This is a genomic window from Dechloromonas sp. A34 (assembly GCF_026261605.1).
Classification (GTDB): Bacteria; Pseudomonadota; Gammaproteobacteria; order Burkholderiales; family Rhodocyclaceae; genus Azonexus.
Map to the genome: position 1 here is coordinate 1,169,194 of NZ_CP102486.1, position 14,950 is coordinate 1,184,143.

12 protein-coding genes and 1 pseudogene are annotated in these 14,950 nt (G+C 66.6%); 5 read left to right on the plus strand and 8 right to left on the minus strand.

Annotated elements, in window-relative coordinates:
• The 4 genes from tkt to rpe all read left to right on the plus strand — a co-directional run bounded on the left by tkt (nt 1) and on the right by rpe (nt 5,032).
• Entirely contained in the window at nt 1-2,037 is a 2,037-nt protein-coding gene (gene tkt, locus NQE15_RS05890; RefSeq protein ID WP_265947439.1) for a transketolase, read from the plus strand.
• Between the two features lie 152 nt (nt 2,038-2,189).
• Complete coding sequence (gap, locus tag NQE15_RS05895) at nt 2,190-3,194, plus strand: type I glyceraldehyde-3-phosphate dehydrogenase (protein ID WP_265947441.1); 1,005 nt, start codon at nt 2,190-2,192, stop codon at nt 3,192-3,194.
• A 10-nt stretch (nt 3,195-3,204) separates the two neighbouring features.
• Nucleotides 3,205-4,242, plus strand: a complete 1,038-nt coding sequence (gene fba / locus NQE15_RS05900; RefSeq protein WP_265947443.1) for a class II fructose-bisphosphate aldolase — start codon at nt 3,205-3,207, stop codon at nt 4,240-4,242.
• 85 nt (nt 4,243-4,327) lie between these two features.
• Nucleotides 4,328-5,032 (plus strand): ribulose-phosphate 3-epimerase, encoded by a 705-nt coding sequence (gene rpe / locus NQE15_RS05905; RefSeq protein WP_265947445.1) that lies wholly within the window; start codon nt 4,328-4,330, stop codon nt 5,030-5,032.
• 35 nt (nt 5,033-5,067) lie between these two features.
• On the opposite strand, the gene NQE15_RS05910 is transcribed toward rpe, so the two are convergent.
• From NQE15_RS05910 to NQE15_RS05920, 3 genes and pseudogenes are all read right to left on the minus strand, one after another.
• On the minus strand, nt 5,068-5,655 hold the full coding sequence (locus NQE15_RS05910; protein WP_265947447.1) for a diheme cytochrome c-553: 588 nt from the start codon (nt 5,653-5,655) through the stop codon (nt 5,068-5,070).
• Between the two features lie 39 nt (nt 5,656-5,694).
• Nucleotides 5,695-6,663: an alpha-ketoacid dehydrogenase subunit beta gene (locus NQE15_RS05915; RefSeq protein ID WP_265947449.1), complete on the minus strand. Its 969-nt coding sequence runs from the start codon at nt 6,661-6,663 to the stop codon at nt 5,695-5,697.
• Nucleotides 6,664-6,672: 9 nt separating this feature from the next.
• Nucleotides 6,673-7,634 (minus strand): annotated as a pseudogene (locus NQE15_RS05920) (thiamine pyrophosphate-dependent dehydrogenase E1 component subunit alpha).
• 223 nt (nt 7,635-7,857) lie between these two features.
• On the opposite strand from NQE15_RS05920, the gene NQE15_RS05925 reads away from it, so the two are divergent.
• Entirely contained in the window at nt 7,858-9,162 is a 1,305-nt protein-coding gene (locus NQE15_RS05925; protein WP_265950143.1) for an HD-GYP domain-containing protein, read from the plus strand.
• A 12-nt stretch (nt 9,163-9,174) separates the two neighbouring features.
• On the opposite strand, the gene NQE15_RS05930 is transcribed toward NQE15_RS05925, so the two are convergent.
• From NQE15_RS05930 to NQE15_RS05950, 5 genes are all read right to left on the minus strand, one after another.
• The gene (locus tag NQE15_RS05930; RefSeq protein ID WP_265947451.1) at nt 9,175-10,512 is read right to left on the minus strand and encodes a GAF domain-containing protein; all 1,338 of its coding nucleotides are present in this window, start codon (nt 10,510-10,512) and stop codon (nt 9,175-9,177) included.
• Complete coding sequence (locus tag NQE15_RS05935; protein ID WP_265947453.1) at nt 10,509-11,018, minus strand: hypothetical protein; 510 nt, start codon at nt 11,016-11,018, stop codon at nt 10,509-10,511. Before NQE15_RS05935 ends, NQE15_RS05930 begins: the two co-directional genes overlap by 4 nt.
• 118 nt (nt 11,019-11,136) lie before the next feature.
• Nucleotides 11,137-12,201 (minus strand): class II fructose-bisphosphate aldolase, encoded by a 1,065-nt coding sequence (fba, locus tag NQE15_RS05940; RefSeq protein WP_265947455.1) that lies wholly within the window; start codon nt 12,199-12,201, stop codon nt 11,137-11,139.
• A gap of 42 nt (nt 12,202-12,243) precedes the next feature.
• Nucleotides 12,244-13,677, minus strand: coding sequence for a pyruvate kinase (gene pyk, locus NQE15_RS05945; protein ID WP_265947457.1), 1,434 nt, complete (start codon nt 13,675-13,677; stop codon nt 12,244-12,246).
• 83 nt (nt 13,678-13,760) lie between these two features.
• Nucleotides 13,761-14,945, minus strand: coding sequence for a phosphoglycerate kinase (locus NQE15_RS05950; protein ID WP_265947459.1), 1,185 nt, complete (start codon nt 14,943-14,945; stop codon nt 13,761-13,763).
• Nucleotides 14,946-14,950 lie beyond the last annotated feature (5 nt).

Genomic DNA, 14,950 nt, shown 5'->3' on the forward strand with positions numbered 1-14,950 from the left:
ATGAGTGAACCGATTTCCCGCCGCGAGCTGGCCAACGCCGTCCGCTTCCTCGCCATCGATGCGGTCGAAAAAGCCAAGTCCGGCCACCCCGGCGCCCCGATGGGCATGGCCGACATCGCCGAAGTGCTGTGGCGCGACCACCTGAAACACAACCCGGCCAATCCGGCCTGGGGAGACCGCGACCGCTTCGTGCTCTCGAACGGCCACGCCTCGATGCTGCTCTATGCGTTGCTCCACCTGACCGGCTACGACCTGCCGCTGAGCGAACTGAAAAACTTCCGCCAACTCGGCAGCAAGACCGCCGGCCATCCGGAAGTCGGCCATACGCCGGGCGTCGAGACCACCACCGGGCCGCTCGGCCAGGGCCTGGCCAACGCGGTCGGCATGGCGCTCGCTGAGAAGCTGCTGGCCCAGCAGTTCAACCGCCCCGGTTTTCCCGTGGTCGATCACCGGACCTGGGTCTTCCTTGGCGACGGCTGCCTGATGGAAGGCATCAGCCATGAGGCCTGCTCGCTGGCCGGCGTCTGGGGGCTGGACAAGCTGGTCTGCTTCTACGACGACAACGGCATCTCGATCGACGGCCATGTCGAGGGCTGGTTCCGCGACGACACGGTAGCCCGTTTCCGGGCCTACGGTTGGAACGTCATCGGCCCGCTCAACGGCCACAACAGCCGCGCCATCGAAGAGGCCATCGCGACCGCCAGGCAGGGCAACGGCCAGCCGACGCTGATCGTCTGCCGGACCACGATCGGCTGGGGCGCGCCGCACAAGGCCGGCTCGCATGACGTACATGGCGCCCCGCTCGGTGCCGACGAGAGTGCGGCTACCCGCAGTGCCCTCGGCTGGCCCTACGGCGCTTTCGAGGTGCCCGAAGCCATCCGTCAGGCCTGGGATGGCCGCACTGCCGGCGCCGCCGCCGAAGCCGGCTGGAACGACCTGTTCGCCCGCTACCGCGCCAGCTTCCCGGAACTGGCCGGCGAATACGAACGGCGCATGGCGGGCGGCCTGCCGAGCGACTGGGCCGACATCCGCCGCCGCCTGGTCGACCGCGCCAGCGACCGCCAGGGTGCCATCGCCACCCGCAAATCCTCGCAAAACTGCCTCGACCTGCTGGTCGAACGGGTTCCCGAACTGCTCGGCGGCTCGGCGGACCTCACCGGCTCCAACCTGACCGCCGGCAAGACCAGCCGCGCCTGGCACAACACGCCGCCCGAGGAGGTGCCCAACTACCTGTCCTACGGCGTGCGCGAATTCGGCATGGCGGCGATCATCAACGGCGTCGCCCTGCATCGCGGCCTCGTCCCCTACGCCGGCACTTTTGCCGTCTTCTCCGACTACGCCCGCAACGCCATCCGGATGAGCGCCCTGATGCAGCAGCGCGTCGTTCATGTCCTGACCCACGACTCGATCGGCCTCGGCGAGGACGGCCCGACTCACCAGCCGATCGAGCACGCCGCCAGCCTGCGCCTGATTCCCGGCCTCGACCTCTGGCGGCCGTGCGACGAGCTGGAAACCGCCGTCGCCTGGACCCTGGCTCTGGAGCGCCAGGACGGCCCCTCGGCCCTGATGCTGTCGCGCCAGAACCTGCCGCAATACAGCGCGATGGCCGGCAAGGCCGACGACATTAGGCGCGGCGGCTACATCCTGGCCGAAGGCGACGGCCCGCTGCAGGCGGTGATCATCGCCACCGGCTCGGAAGTCGCGCTCGCCATGCAGGCCCAGGCCGAACTCAAGGCCCAGGGCGTCGCCGTGCGCGTCGTCTCGATGCCCTGCACGCAGCGTTTCGACCGCCAGCCGGTGGCCTGGAAGAAACAGGTGCTGCCGAGCGATGTCTGCCGCATCGCCATCGAAGCCGGCCATCCCGATCTCTGGCACAAGTACGTCGGGCTCGACGGCGAGGTGCTGGGCATCGCGTCCTTCGGCGCCTCGGGGCCGGCTGCCGCGCTCTACGAGCACTTCGGCCTGACCGCCGGACATCTGGTGCAGACGGTACTGCGCACCATCGCCAGCTCGGGCGGCAACGACGGCGACTTTTAACTAACGGACTTCCGTCATCCCCGTGCCAACGGGGATCCAGCACCAAAGGCATGGATTCCCGCACCCCAAGGGTACTTCCTTCGGGGCGCCTGCGCGGGAATGACGGGGCCCCTTTGCCCAAAGAATTCATCATCAAATCAGGAGACAACACCATGCCTATACGGGTGGCAATCAACGGCTTCGGCCGTATCGGACGCATGGCCTTCCGGGCCATCGCCCGGGAGGCGGAGTTCGCGGACCTCGAGATCGTCGGCATCAACGATCTGCTGGCCCCGGACTATCTCGCCTACATGCTTAAATACGACTCGGTGCATGGCAATTTCGCCGGCGAGGTTGCGGTCGACGGCGATCATCTGCTCGTCGATGGCCGGCGGATCCGGCTCAGCGCCGTCAAGGACCCGGCCGAGCTGAGGTGGGACGAGGTCGGGGCCGACGTCGTGATCGAGGCGACCGGGTTGTTCCTTACCCAGGACAGCTGCCGCAAACACCTCGTCGCCGGCGCCCGTAAGGTCGTCCAGTCGGCGCCGGCCAAGGACGAGACGCCGATGTTCGTCTATGGCGTCAATCACCAGAAGTACGCCGGTGAAGCCATCGTCTCGGCCGCCTCGTGCACGACCAATTGCCTGGCGCCGGTGGCCAAGGTGCTGCATGACCGCTTCGGCATCCGGCGCGGCCTGATGAGCACAGTGCATGCCGCCACCGCCACCCAGAAGACGGTCGACGGCCCGTCCGGCAAGGACTGGCGCGGCGGGCGCGGCATCCTGGAAAACATCATCCCGTCCTCGACCGGCGCCGCCAAGGCGGTCGGCAAGGTCATTCCGGAACTCGCCGGCAAGCTGACCGGCATGGCCTTCCGGGTGCCGACTTCCGACGTTTCGGTTGTCGACCTGACCGTCGAGCTGCGCCAGGAAGCATCCTACGCCGACATCTGCCAGGCGATGCGGGAAGCCGCCGCCGGCGGCCTCAAGGGCGTGCTCGGCTACACCGACGACAAGGTCGTGTCGACCGACTTCCGCGGCTGCCGGATGCCCTCGGTCTTCGACGCCGGGGCCGGCATCGCGCTCGACCCGACCTTCGTCAAGGTCGTCGCCTGGTACGACAACGAGTACGGCTACACCTGCAACCTGCTGCGCTTCCTGCAGCACGTCGCCGACTGAAAGGACCTCCATGGCTCTGATTTCCCTGCGCCAGCTGCTCGACCACGCGGCCGAACACAGCTACGGCCTGCCCGCCTTCAACGTCAATAACCTGGAGCAGATCCAGGCCATCATGCAGGCCGCCGCGGCCTGCGACAGCCCGGTCATCCTGCAGGCCTCGGCCGGGGCGCGCAATTACGCCGGCGAGCCTTTTCTCAGGAAGCTGGTCGAGGCCGCCATCGAACAGTATCCGGACATTCCGGTCTGCCTGCACCAGGACCACGGCACCTCGCCGGCCGTCTGCCAGCAATCGATGCGCAGCGGCTTCTCGAGCGTCATGATGGACGGCTCGCTGGGCCCAGACGGCAAGACGCCGGCCAGTTACGCCTACAACGTCCTGGTGACCAGCAAGGTGGTCGAGATGGCTCACGCCATCGGCGTTTCGGTCGAAGGCGAACTCGGCTGCCTGGGCTCGCTGGAAACCGGCGAGGCGGGCGAGGAAGACGGCATCGGCGCCGCCGGCAAGCTCGACCATGCGCAACTGCTGACCGATCCCGACGAGGCCGCCGACTTCGTCGCCCGGACCGGCGTCGATGCGCTGGCCATCGCCATCGGCACCAGCCACGGCGCCTACAAGTTCACCCGGCCGCCGACCGGGGAGATCCTCGCCATCGACCGCATCAAGGCCATCCATGCCCGCATCCCGGATACCCATCTGGTGATGCACGGCTCGTCGTCGGTGCCGCAGGAATGGCTGGCGGTCATCCGCCAGTACGGCGGGCGGATCAAGGAAACCTATGGCGTGCCGGTCGCGGAGATCGTCGAGGGCATCCGCCACGGCGTGCGCAAGGTCAATATCGACACCGACATCCGGCTGGCGATGACCGGCGCCATGCGCCAGGCGATGGCCGAGAAGCCCGAGGAATTCGATCCGCGCGCTTTCCTGAAGGCGGCGGTAGTGGCCGCCCGCGACCTCTGCAAACTGCGCTTCGAGGCTTTCGGTGCGGCCGGGCAGGCCAGCCGGATCAAGCCGCTGGCGCTCGACAAAATGGTGGCGCGCTACCGCTAGCGCGTCACGCAAGCAGCTTCACTCTGCGAGCTTGCGTCGTTTTCGGCCCCGCTTGTCGGGGCCATTTTTTGCGATGGAGAAGCCCATGAGCCAAGCCGATTTCATCATCGCGCCGAGCATCCTTTCCGCCAACTTCGCCAAGCTCGGCGAGGAGGTGGCCAATGTCATCGCGTCCGGCGCCGACTGGATCCACTTCGACGTGATGGACAACCACTACGTCCCCAACCTGACCATCGGGCCGCTGGTTTGCGAGGCGATCCGGCCGTGCACGACGGCCCCGATCGACGTCCACCTGATGGTCAAGCCGGTGGATCGCATCATTCCCGATTTCGCCAAGGCCGGCGCCAACATCATCACCTTCCACCCGGAAGCCGCCGAGCACGTGGACCGCAGCCTGGCGCTGATCCGCGATGCCGGCTGCCAAGGCGGCCTGGTCTTCAACCCTGCGACGCCGCTCGATTACCTGGACTACGTGCTCGACAAGGTCGACGTCGTGCTGTTGATGAGCGTCAATCCCGGCTTCGGCGGCCAGAAATTCATTCCCGGCACGCTGGCCAAGGCCCGCCAGGCGCGGGCCAAACTCGACGCCTATGAAAAGGACAGCGGCCGGCGTATCCGTCTCGAGATCGACGGTGGCGTGAACGTCGCCAACATTGCCGGCATCGCCCGCGCCGGCGTCGATGCCTTCGTCGCCGGCTCCGCCGTCTACGGTGCCGGCCAGGACAGCGACCCGCATCGCTACGATTCGATCATCGGCGCCCTGCGTCGGGCGCTGCGCGAAGCGTTGTGATGCGGGCCGGCCAAGCGCGCGCGCCGCGCCGCGGCTCAGGAGGGTTTGCGCCCGGCTGCCGTCTGTGCCGTATTGCTGGGCGGTGGCGTGTAGTCGGGGACCTTGTTCTTGACCGCCGGCTGGGCCATCAGGTAGGCATAAACGGCGCGCAAGTCCTTCTCCGGCAGCGCGGACAGGGCTTGCCAGGGCATCGGCGGCAGGATCGGGCGGGCGACCCCGACATGCTTGCCGGTGCGCATGGCCTGGATGAAGTCGCGCTGCGTCCAGGCCCCGATGCCAGTTTCGCGGTCGGGCGTCAGATTGGCGGAGTAGGTCATGCCCCAGGGGCCGACGAAGGCGGTCATCGTCGCCGAGCCGGCCCAGTTCCATTCGGCGGCCAGCTTGGGCGGGGGCGGCAGTTGCAGGGTTTCCGGGTGGCCGGAGAGGCCGCGCGCAAGGTCCTTTTCCGGGCCGTTCGGCCCCATCTTGAACGGCGTGTGGCAATCCATGCAGCCGCCGACGCCGACCAGCAGGGCGCCGCGCTTGACGAGGGCGTCCCGGCCTTCGGCCTGGGCAGGTGTTTGGAAAAGGGTGCAGGCGAGGGCGGCTGCGGTGAGGGTGATCTGTTTGAGGTTGGGATGCATTGTGATGACTCCGTTGTTATCGATGTGAGAGCTTGAAAATCAGGCGGTTTGCAGGTTGCACAGCCGCGCCGCGGCCGCGGCGATGGCTTCGGCCTGGGGCACGAAAGCCTGTTCCAGCGGGTAGCTGGCGGCGACCGGGGCATCCGGCCCGCCGAGGCGGACGATCGGTGCTTTGAGGGCGGCAAAGGCTTCTTCGGCGACCACGGCGGCGATCTCGGCACCGACGCCGCACAGGCGGTTGGCCTCATGGACGACGACCAGGCGCCCGGTCTTGTGCACCGAGGCGAGTACGGTGGCGGTGTCCAGCGGCTTCAGGCTGCGCAGGTCGATGACTTCGGCGGCGATGCCCTGGGCGGCCAAGCTGTCTGCCGCCTGCAGGCAGTGGTGCACGGTCTTGCCGTAGGAGACCAGGGTCACGTCGCGTCCGTCGCGGACGATGGTAGCCTGGCCCAGCGGCACCACCGTCTCCTCGGCCGGCACCTCGCCGGGCTGGTAGAGGAGGCCGATGTCGAGGAAGAAGAGCACCGGGTTGTCGTCGCGGATCGCCGCCTTGAGCAGGCCCTTGGCATCGGCCGGGGTGCTCGGCATGACCACCTTGAGACCGGGGCTGTGCACGAACCAGGCCTCGACGTTGTGGTTGTGCTGGGCGCCGACGCCCCAGCCGGCGCCGGTCATGGCGAGGGTGACGAGGGGGAAGGAAAACTGGCCGCCGGACATGTAGCGCAGCTTGCCGGCGCTATTCACCAGTTCGTCCATGGCGTAGCAGAGGAAGGGCGCGAAGAGCAGGTCGATGACCGGGCGCAGGCCGCTGCCGGCGGCGCCGACCGCCGTGCCGGCGATGATGCCTTCGGCGAGCGGCGTGTTGCGAACGCGGCGGGCGCCGAATTCTTCGACCAGGTCGTGGCGTTTGGTGGCGATGCCTTCGCCGAAGGCGATGACATTGCGGTCGCGGCGCATTTCCTCGGTGAGGGCGGCGCCGACGGCATCGTAAAGGGTCAGGGTAGGCATGCGGGTTCCTCAGGCGTAAACGTCGCGGGTCAGATCGGCCGCGGCGGGGTAGGGGGAGGCGTCGGCAAACGCCTGGGCCACGGCGATCCGGCTGGCCACCTTGTCGGCCAGGCGGGCGGCGCCGGCCGCGCTCAGGCTGCCGTCGGCGAGCAGGCGCTCGCGGTAGCCGGCAAGCGGGTCGCGGGCGAGCCAGGCGGCATGCTCGGCGGGGTCCACGTAGGCCTGGTCGTCCGGCTCGAAATGACCCCGGCTGCGGTAGGTATAGGTTTCCAGCAGGTAGGGGCGGCCGCTGTCGCGGACCGCCGCGACAGCGGTTTGGGCGGCGGCGAGCACGGCGTCGACGTCGTTGCCGTCTACCGTGCGGGCGGCAATGCCGTAGCCGGCTGCCCAGTCGGACACGTGGTCGTGGTTCATGGCTTCGCGGCGATGGACGAAGGCCTGCCACTGGTTGTTCTCGCAGACGTAGAGGATGGGCAGGTTCCACAGTGCGGCGAGGTTCAGCGATTCGTGGAAGCTGCCTTCGCAGGCGGCGCCGTCGCCGAAGAAGCAGACAACGATGCCCGGCTTGCCGAGCATGGTCTGCGCCAGGGCGACGCCGGGGCGAGCGAGAGCTCGGCGCCGACGATGGTCGAAGTGAGGACGACGCCGAGTTCCTTGACCGAAATGTGCAGCGAACCGCTGCGCCCCTTGCAGTAGCCGTCGCGGCGGCCCATGACTTCGGCCAACAGGCGGCCGGGGTCGGCGCCGCGGGCGAGCAGGTGGCCGGCGCTGCGGTGGTTGGTGAGGATCAGGTCATCGCCGGCGAGAGCGTTGACGACGCCGACGGCGGCGGCTTCCTGGCCGACCGAGGTGCAGGTGCCAGGCACCTTGCCGGCGCTGCTGCCGGCGACGATGGCTTCCTCGTAGGCACGGACGAGCAGCATCTGCTCGAAGAGGGCGATGCGGTCGATCGCGGGGTGTTCTGAGTTCATCGAAACTCCTGTTCGGTGGCTGGTGATCCCAGTCTAGGCGGCGGAAAAATGGCCGCAAGATGGCTGGCCGCTGCTTAAGAATCTTTTAAGAAGCCTTGAGCAAAGATTTAAGAAAGCCTGGCCGGAACCCGGTTTTTGGCCCGCGCCGCGGGGGCGGGGCGTGCCCCGCGCGCCGCTCTGCCGCATAATCGAACCAAGTCCATTAAAGAGGTTCTGATTGAACATGTTGGCAAGCGACGACCTACGCCAGCCACGGCCCGGCGAAATCGGCATCGATGCGGCGCAATTGCGTCCCGGCGTCTATGTCCGCCTGCCCGTGCCGTGGATGGAGCACCAGTTCATGTTCGGTGCTTTCGTCATCGCCGACGATGACCAAGTGCGCCAGATCAAGGCCTTGAACCTGGCGCAGCTCTATTGCGATCCGACGCGCAGCCGGGTGCCGCCGCTGCCCAAGCCGGCCGTGGCGCCTCCCCCCGACCCGGTCGACCTGGCCGAGCAGGCGCGTCTGGCTGCCGTCAAGGCGACGCAGATGGCCGAGAAGATGGAACGCGCCAAGGTGATGAGCGAGTTGCGCGGGCGCCTCGACAAGGCGCAGAAGCATTACATCGGTTCGGCGCTGGCAATCGGCAGCGCCTTCAAGACCTTCGAGTCGCGGCCCGAGGAGAGCGTCCGCCAGGTCACCCAGGTCAGCGAGTTGTCGGTGACGGCGCTGCTCGCCGACCCCGACAGCGCGATCGTGCTGATCGCCGAAAAGGCTCAGGCCGACGGCAATGCCGCCCATTCACTGTCGGTCATGACGCTCGCCCTGCTGCTCGGCAAGCAAGCTCGGCTGCCCGGCGAAGCCCTCTGCGCGCTTGGCATCGCCGCCCTGCTCCACGACATCGGCAAGTTGACGATCAGCTCGTCGATCCTGCGCAATGCGGCCCGCAACAAGCACGAGGAGGCGGTCTATCAGAGCCATTGCCGGGCCGGCTACGAAGCCGCCCAGCGTTCCGGCCGCCTGGCGCAGCCGATCCTGGCCGCCATCCTGTCGCACCATGAACGGATCGACGGCAGCGGCTATCCGGATCGCCTGGTCGATAAGGACATCCCGGTCGCCGCCCGGGTGGTCGCCATCGCCAACCGTTTCGACAACCTGGCCAACCCGATCGACCCGCGCCGCGCCCTGTCGCCTTCGGAGGCCCTGGCCACGATGTGGAGCAAGGAGAAGGCGCATTTCGACACCGTGTTGTTGCAGCTTTTCATCCGCGCCATGGGCGTCTATCCGCCCGGCTCCATCGTTCAATTGAGCGACGGCCGGGTCGGCGCGGTGGTCGCCTCGGCCACCACCGACCATCCGCTCTGCCCCCAGGTCATGATCTACGCGCCGGAAGTGCCGCGCCGGCAGGCGATCATCGTCGATCTGGCCGGCAATGAGGCGTTGCGGATCGAGCGTCCGCTCCGGCTGCAGGAACGCCCCGACGACGAACTCGATTACCTGCTGCCGCGCCGCAAGCTGAACTGGTTCCACGCGAGCGAAACGCCTTAGTAGCTTCCTGCCTTACCCCGTGGTCAGTTGCAGGGGGCGCGCGACGTGCAGGGCAAAGCGGCCGCGCCCGGTCTTGGCCAGGCCGATGCCGGCGTCGCGTTCGGCCAGCCGGCGCTGGAGCAGCACCAGTCGGGCTTCCAGGTTGTCGCTGACCCCGGGCAGGCGGAGCCGGGTGTCGAGCCGCAATTCCTTGTTGGTGAAGCTGCTCCGCCCGCGCTCGACGAAATCTCTGAGCAGCGCCCAGAGGATGGCGCCGGCGACGCCCTTGATCAGGTATTCGTCGCCCAGGAAGACGCTGTCGTTGGCGGCGAAGTGGCGGACCACCAGCGGCGGCCCGGCCGGTGCGGGGGCGCTGCTCTCGGCCGCCGGCGGCTCTTCGGCCAGTTCTTCGGCCTGCTGGTGGTGATGGATGGCGAGGCCGAGCTGGCCGGCGAAGGCGACCAGCGCATCCTCGTCGTCGTAGCCGAAATGCAGGTCGGCTACGCTTTCGACGTAAAGCACGCCGAGCAGGCGGTCGAAGACGGTGATCGGAACTGCCAGCTGGCTGGCCGCGTCGGGCAGGCCGGGGAGCGGAATGGCCGTCTCCAGCGTATCGCCGTGGCCGTCGGCGGCGATCCGTTCGCGTACGGTGCGGCCGTAGGTGTACTCGCTGGTCATGAAGCCGATGCGGATCGGCGTTCGTTCACGGGCGCTGATGCCGATCACCCCGGCCCCGACCGGGATTTCCGAACCGATGCCGGACTCCGGGTAGCCGCAGCTGGCCAGGGTATAGAGCCGGCCGCGTCCTTCGTCGTGCATCAGCAGCATGACGTGGTCGATGCCGAATTCGCTGCCCAGGCAGGCCAGGGCGGTTTCGAGCAGGCATTCCAGCGTCGTGCAGCCGGCCAGGCGCTGACTGGCCCGGCGCAGCGCAGTCAGGTAATTGACCGGGGGCGGCGGCGGCGCCACGGTCGTTCCCGGCACCTGCTCGATGGTCAGCACGCGGTAGATATCCGAACCGAGCAGGTGAAAGACGCCGCTCATCCCGGTATGCGAAGCGATGCCGGCGAGCTTGGCCTTCATCTGCTCGAACAGCGGGCCGCTGGTTTCGGTGCGCAGGTAGCGCAGGGTCAGCCGGTACTGGGCGCCGGTCAGGTGGCTGGTGAGCAGCAGGCGGACTGGCGAATCGGCCAGGATGTTCTGCCGGGTGCGGTTGAAGAACTGGTAGGAGAGGGCAACATGCTCGTTGTCGATGAACTGGACTTGCGAGAGGTAGGCCAGGTTGGGCATGCCGGCCGTGTCGCAGGTGGCGATGTGCCCGGGAATGATGCCTTCCAGGCATTCACGGATGGTTTCCAGACGTACGCTCATGACGATCCGGCGATCGGTTCGCCGGCTTTCGGGCCGGGGGTTTGCGAAAAGGCGGCCGAAGGCGAATAGACCACGGTCACCAGATCTTCCGTCGCGCAGGCGAAGACCGCACGCACCACCGCTTCGGTCATGCCGAGCGGCAGAACCTCGCGAACGAAGTCGGTGATGTGGGCCTCGATGATCGGCAGGTCGCCGGCTTCAAAGGGCAGGATCCGGGCATCGACGCCTTTCAGCTGCAGCGTGCGGTTGCTGCTCGGCAGGCTGAAGACATTGGCCACCCGGCCACTGGCCCGGATGTGGTCGAGCAGGTCGGTCGCTTGCGAGCGCTGGATGAAGATGCCAATTTGCCGTCCGCCGTCGATCAGCTTGCAGCCCATTCCCCGGCTCATGCTCGGCAGGCGATCGCTGCCGCAGGCAGCCAGGCTGATGCTGACTCCGGTCAGGATGAAAGCGGCGTTGTCGCTATCCAGCATGGGTATCGAGGATGAGGGGAAAGCACCGATCATATCGCCATCGCCGCCGGGATAAAAGGTGTGGGTCGCCGGCCGCATCCGGCAAATTCATGGACCCCAAAAAGCGACAGCCGCCTGGCGGCGGCTGTCGTAACTCGCGGCGTGGGCCGTGTTACCTGACGATCTGGTTGAGCTCGCCCTTGGCGTAACGCTCGGCCATCTTTTCCAGCGGAATGGCCTTGATCTTGCTCGCCTGGCCGGCGCAGCCGAAGGCTTCGAAGCGGGCCAGGCAGATCTTCTTGGCGGCTTCGCGGGCCGGCTTCAGGTAGTCGCGCGGGTCGAACTTGGTGGGGTTCTCGACCAGGTAGCGGCGCACGGCGCCGGTCATCGCCAGGCGGATGTCGGTGTCGATATTGATCTTGCGCACGCCGTGGGCGATACCCTTGACGATTTCCTCGACCGGCACGCCGTAGGTTTCCTTCATGTCGCCGCCGAATTCGCGGATTTCGGCGAGTAGTTCCTGCGGCACCGACGACGAGCCATGCATCACCAGGTGGGTGTTCGGGATGCGGGCGTGGATTTCCTTGATGCGGTCGATGGCCAGGATGTCGCCGGTCGGCTTCTTGGTGAACTTGTAGGCGCCGTGGCTGGTGCCGATGGCGATGGCCAGCGCGTCGCAGTTGGTCTGCTTGACGAAGTCGGCGGCCTGGTCGACGTCGGTCAGCAGCTGTTCGCGGGTCATGTGGCCGTCGGCGCCGTGGCCGTCTTCCTTGTCGCCCTTCATGGTTTCCAGCGAACCGAGGACGCCGAGTTCGGCTTCGACCGAGACGCCGATGGCGTGGGCGAACTTGACCGTTTCCTTGGATACGGCGACGTTGTAGTCGTAGGAGGCGACAGTCTTGCCATCAGCTTCCAGCGAGCCGTCCATCATCACGGACGTAAAGCCGGAACGGATCGCCGACATGCAGACGGCCGGGCTCTGGCCATGGTCCTGGTGCATGACGATGGGCAGGTGCGGATAGGCTTCGAGGGCGGCCAGGATCTGGTGGCGCAGGAAGGGCTCGCCGGCGTATTTGCGGGCGCCGGCCGAGGCCTGCATGATGACCGGGGCATCGATCTGGCTGGCTGCTTCGCAGATGGCCCAGACCTGTTCCATATTGTTGACGTTGAAAGCGGGCAGACCGTAGCCGTTTTCGGCGGCGTGGTCGAGCAGTTGGCGCATGGAGACGAGCGGCATGGGAACTCCTGTTCGGTAACGTGTTTAGCTAATCGGCTTATTTTAAAGGATTTGATGATCGCCGACCCGGACGATCTTCAGGGTATTGGTGCCGCCGGTGGAGCCGATTGGTTCGCCGATGGTCAGCGCGATGAGGTCGCCCTTTTGTACGACACCGCGATCGATCAGGAGTTGCTCGGCTTCGGCCAGCAGGAGGTCGCGGTCGGTGTGCTGCTGCTTCATCGGTAGCGGGCAGACGCCGCGGTAGAGCACCATGTGGCCGACCGACTCGGCATCCGGGGTCAGTGCGTAGATCGGCACGCCGCAGTTCAGGCGGCTCATCCAGAGCGCGGTCGAGCCGGACTGGGTGAGAGCGGCGATGGCCTTGACCTTGAGGTGATGCGCCGTCCAGATCGCGGCCATGGCGATCGACTGGTCGATGCGGGTGAATACGCGGTCGAGAAATTCGCGGTCGAGCGTGACTTCCGCCGAGCGCTCGGCTTCGACGCAGATGCGGCCCATCGATTCGACGGTCTCGACCGGGTACTTGCCGGCCGCGGTTTCGGCCGAGAGCATCACGGCATCGGTGCCGTCGAGCACGGCGTTGGCGACGTCGGAGACTTCGGCGCGGGTCGGCACCGGCGACTGGATCATCGATTCCATCATCTGCGTCGCAGTGATGGTCAGCTTGTTCTTGTCGCGCGCCATGCGGATCATCCGCTTTTGCAGAGCCGGCACCGTGGCATCGCCGACTTCGACGGCGAGGTCGCCGCGCGCCACCATGATGCCGTCGGAGGCGTCGAGGATTTCCGCCAGATTGGTGATCGCCTCGACCCGCTCGATCTTGGCGATCAGTACCGCCGAGCTTCCGGCGGCGCGCAACAGCTGGCGCGCCATGTACATGTCGGCGGCACTTTTCGGGAAGGAAACGGCGACGAAATCGACGCCGATCTGCGCCGCCGTCTTGATGTCGTCCATGTCCTTGGCGGTCAGCGCCGGTGCGGTCAGTCCGCCGCCCTGGCGATTGATCCCCTTGTTGTTGGAGAGCTCACCGCCGACCAGCACGCGGGTGTGGATTTCATGACCGCGCACGCCTTCGACGACCAGCTTGAGGCGGCCGTCGTCGAGCAGCAGGATGTCGCCGACAATGACATCCTTGGGCAGATCCTTGTAGTCGAGGCCGACACGTTCCTGGTCGCCGAGCGCGCACTGGGCATCGAGGATGAAGTTTTCGCCGATGACCAGCGTGATCTTGCCGGTCGCGAACTTGCCGACGCGGATTTTCGGCCCCTGCAGGTCGCCGAGAATGCCGACCGTGCGCCCGTACTTGGCCGCCGCGGCACGGATGCCGTCGGCCCGCGCCTTGTGGTCTTCGGCTGTGCCGTGGGAAAAGTTCATGCGCACCACATCGACCCCGGCCTGTACCAGGCGTTCCTGAACTTCCGGTGACGATGAGGCGGGACCCAGCGTGGCAACGATCTTGGTGTGACGCAACATCTCTTGTCTCTTCCCGTTATTTGATTTCTTTTTGACTGGCGTGTTCAAAAGCAGACCGCAACATTGCGGTCTGCTTTTCCAACTTACTTCGCGGCACGTTCCTCGAGCACGGCGATGGCCGGCAGGGTCTTGCCTTCGAGGAATTCCAGGAAGGCACCACCGCCGGTGGAGATGTAGCCGACGTCGTCATGGATGTGGAACTTGGCGATGGCGGCCAGGGTGTCGCCGCCGCCGGCGATCGAGAAGGCTTCGGAGTGGGCAATGGCGGAGGCCATCATCTTGGTGCCGCCGGCGAACTGCGGCAGTTCGAAGACGCCGACCGGGCCATTCCAGACGATGGTGCCGGCGTTGGCGATGATTTCGGCAAACTTGGCCGCCGTCTTCGGGCCGACGTCAAGAATACGGTCGTTGGCGTGCACGTCTTCGACGGCAATCTTGTTGGCGCGGGCCAGGGCCGAGACTTCATCGGCGACGACGACGTCGGTCGGCAGCGGCACTTCGGCACCACGCTCCTTCATGATGTCCATGATGGCGTGCGCTTCCTTGACCAGGTCCGGTTCGGCCAGCGAGTGGCCGATGCGCTTGCCGTCGGCGAGCAGGAAGGTGTTGGCGATGCCGCCGCCGACGATCAGCTGGTCGACCTTGCTGGCCAACGACTTGAGGATGGTCAGCTTGGAGGAGACCTTGGAGCCGCCGACGATGGCGACCAGCGGGCGCTTCGGCTCGTGCAGGGCCTTGGACAAGGCGTCGATCTCGGCGCCCATCAGGATGCCGGCGCAGGCCACCGGGGCGTATTTGGCAATGCCGTGGGTGGTCGCTTCGGCGCGGTGGGCGGTGCCGAAGGCGTCATTGACGTAGATGTCGCAGAGCTTGGCCATCTTCTGGGCCAGTTCGTCGTTGTTCTTCTTCTCGCCCTTGTTGACGCGACAGTTTTCGAGCAGCACGACTTCGCCCGGCTTGACTTCGAAGCCGCCGTCCACCCAGTCCGTGATCAGGCGGACCGAGGTGTGCAGCATCTGGCCGAGGCGGACGGCGACCGGCATCAGGCTGTCTTCGTGGTGCAGTTCGCCTTCGGTCGGGCGGCCGAGGTGCGAGGTGACCATCACTGCCGCACCCTTTTCCAGGCAGTACTTGATCGACGGCAGCGAGGCGCGGATGCGGGTATCTTCGGTGATGTTGCCGGCTTCGTCCTGCGGCACGTTCAAGTCGGCGCGGATGAAGACGCGCTTGCCGGAGACGTCGAGGTCGGTGAGTTTGTTGACGTTCATGGGTT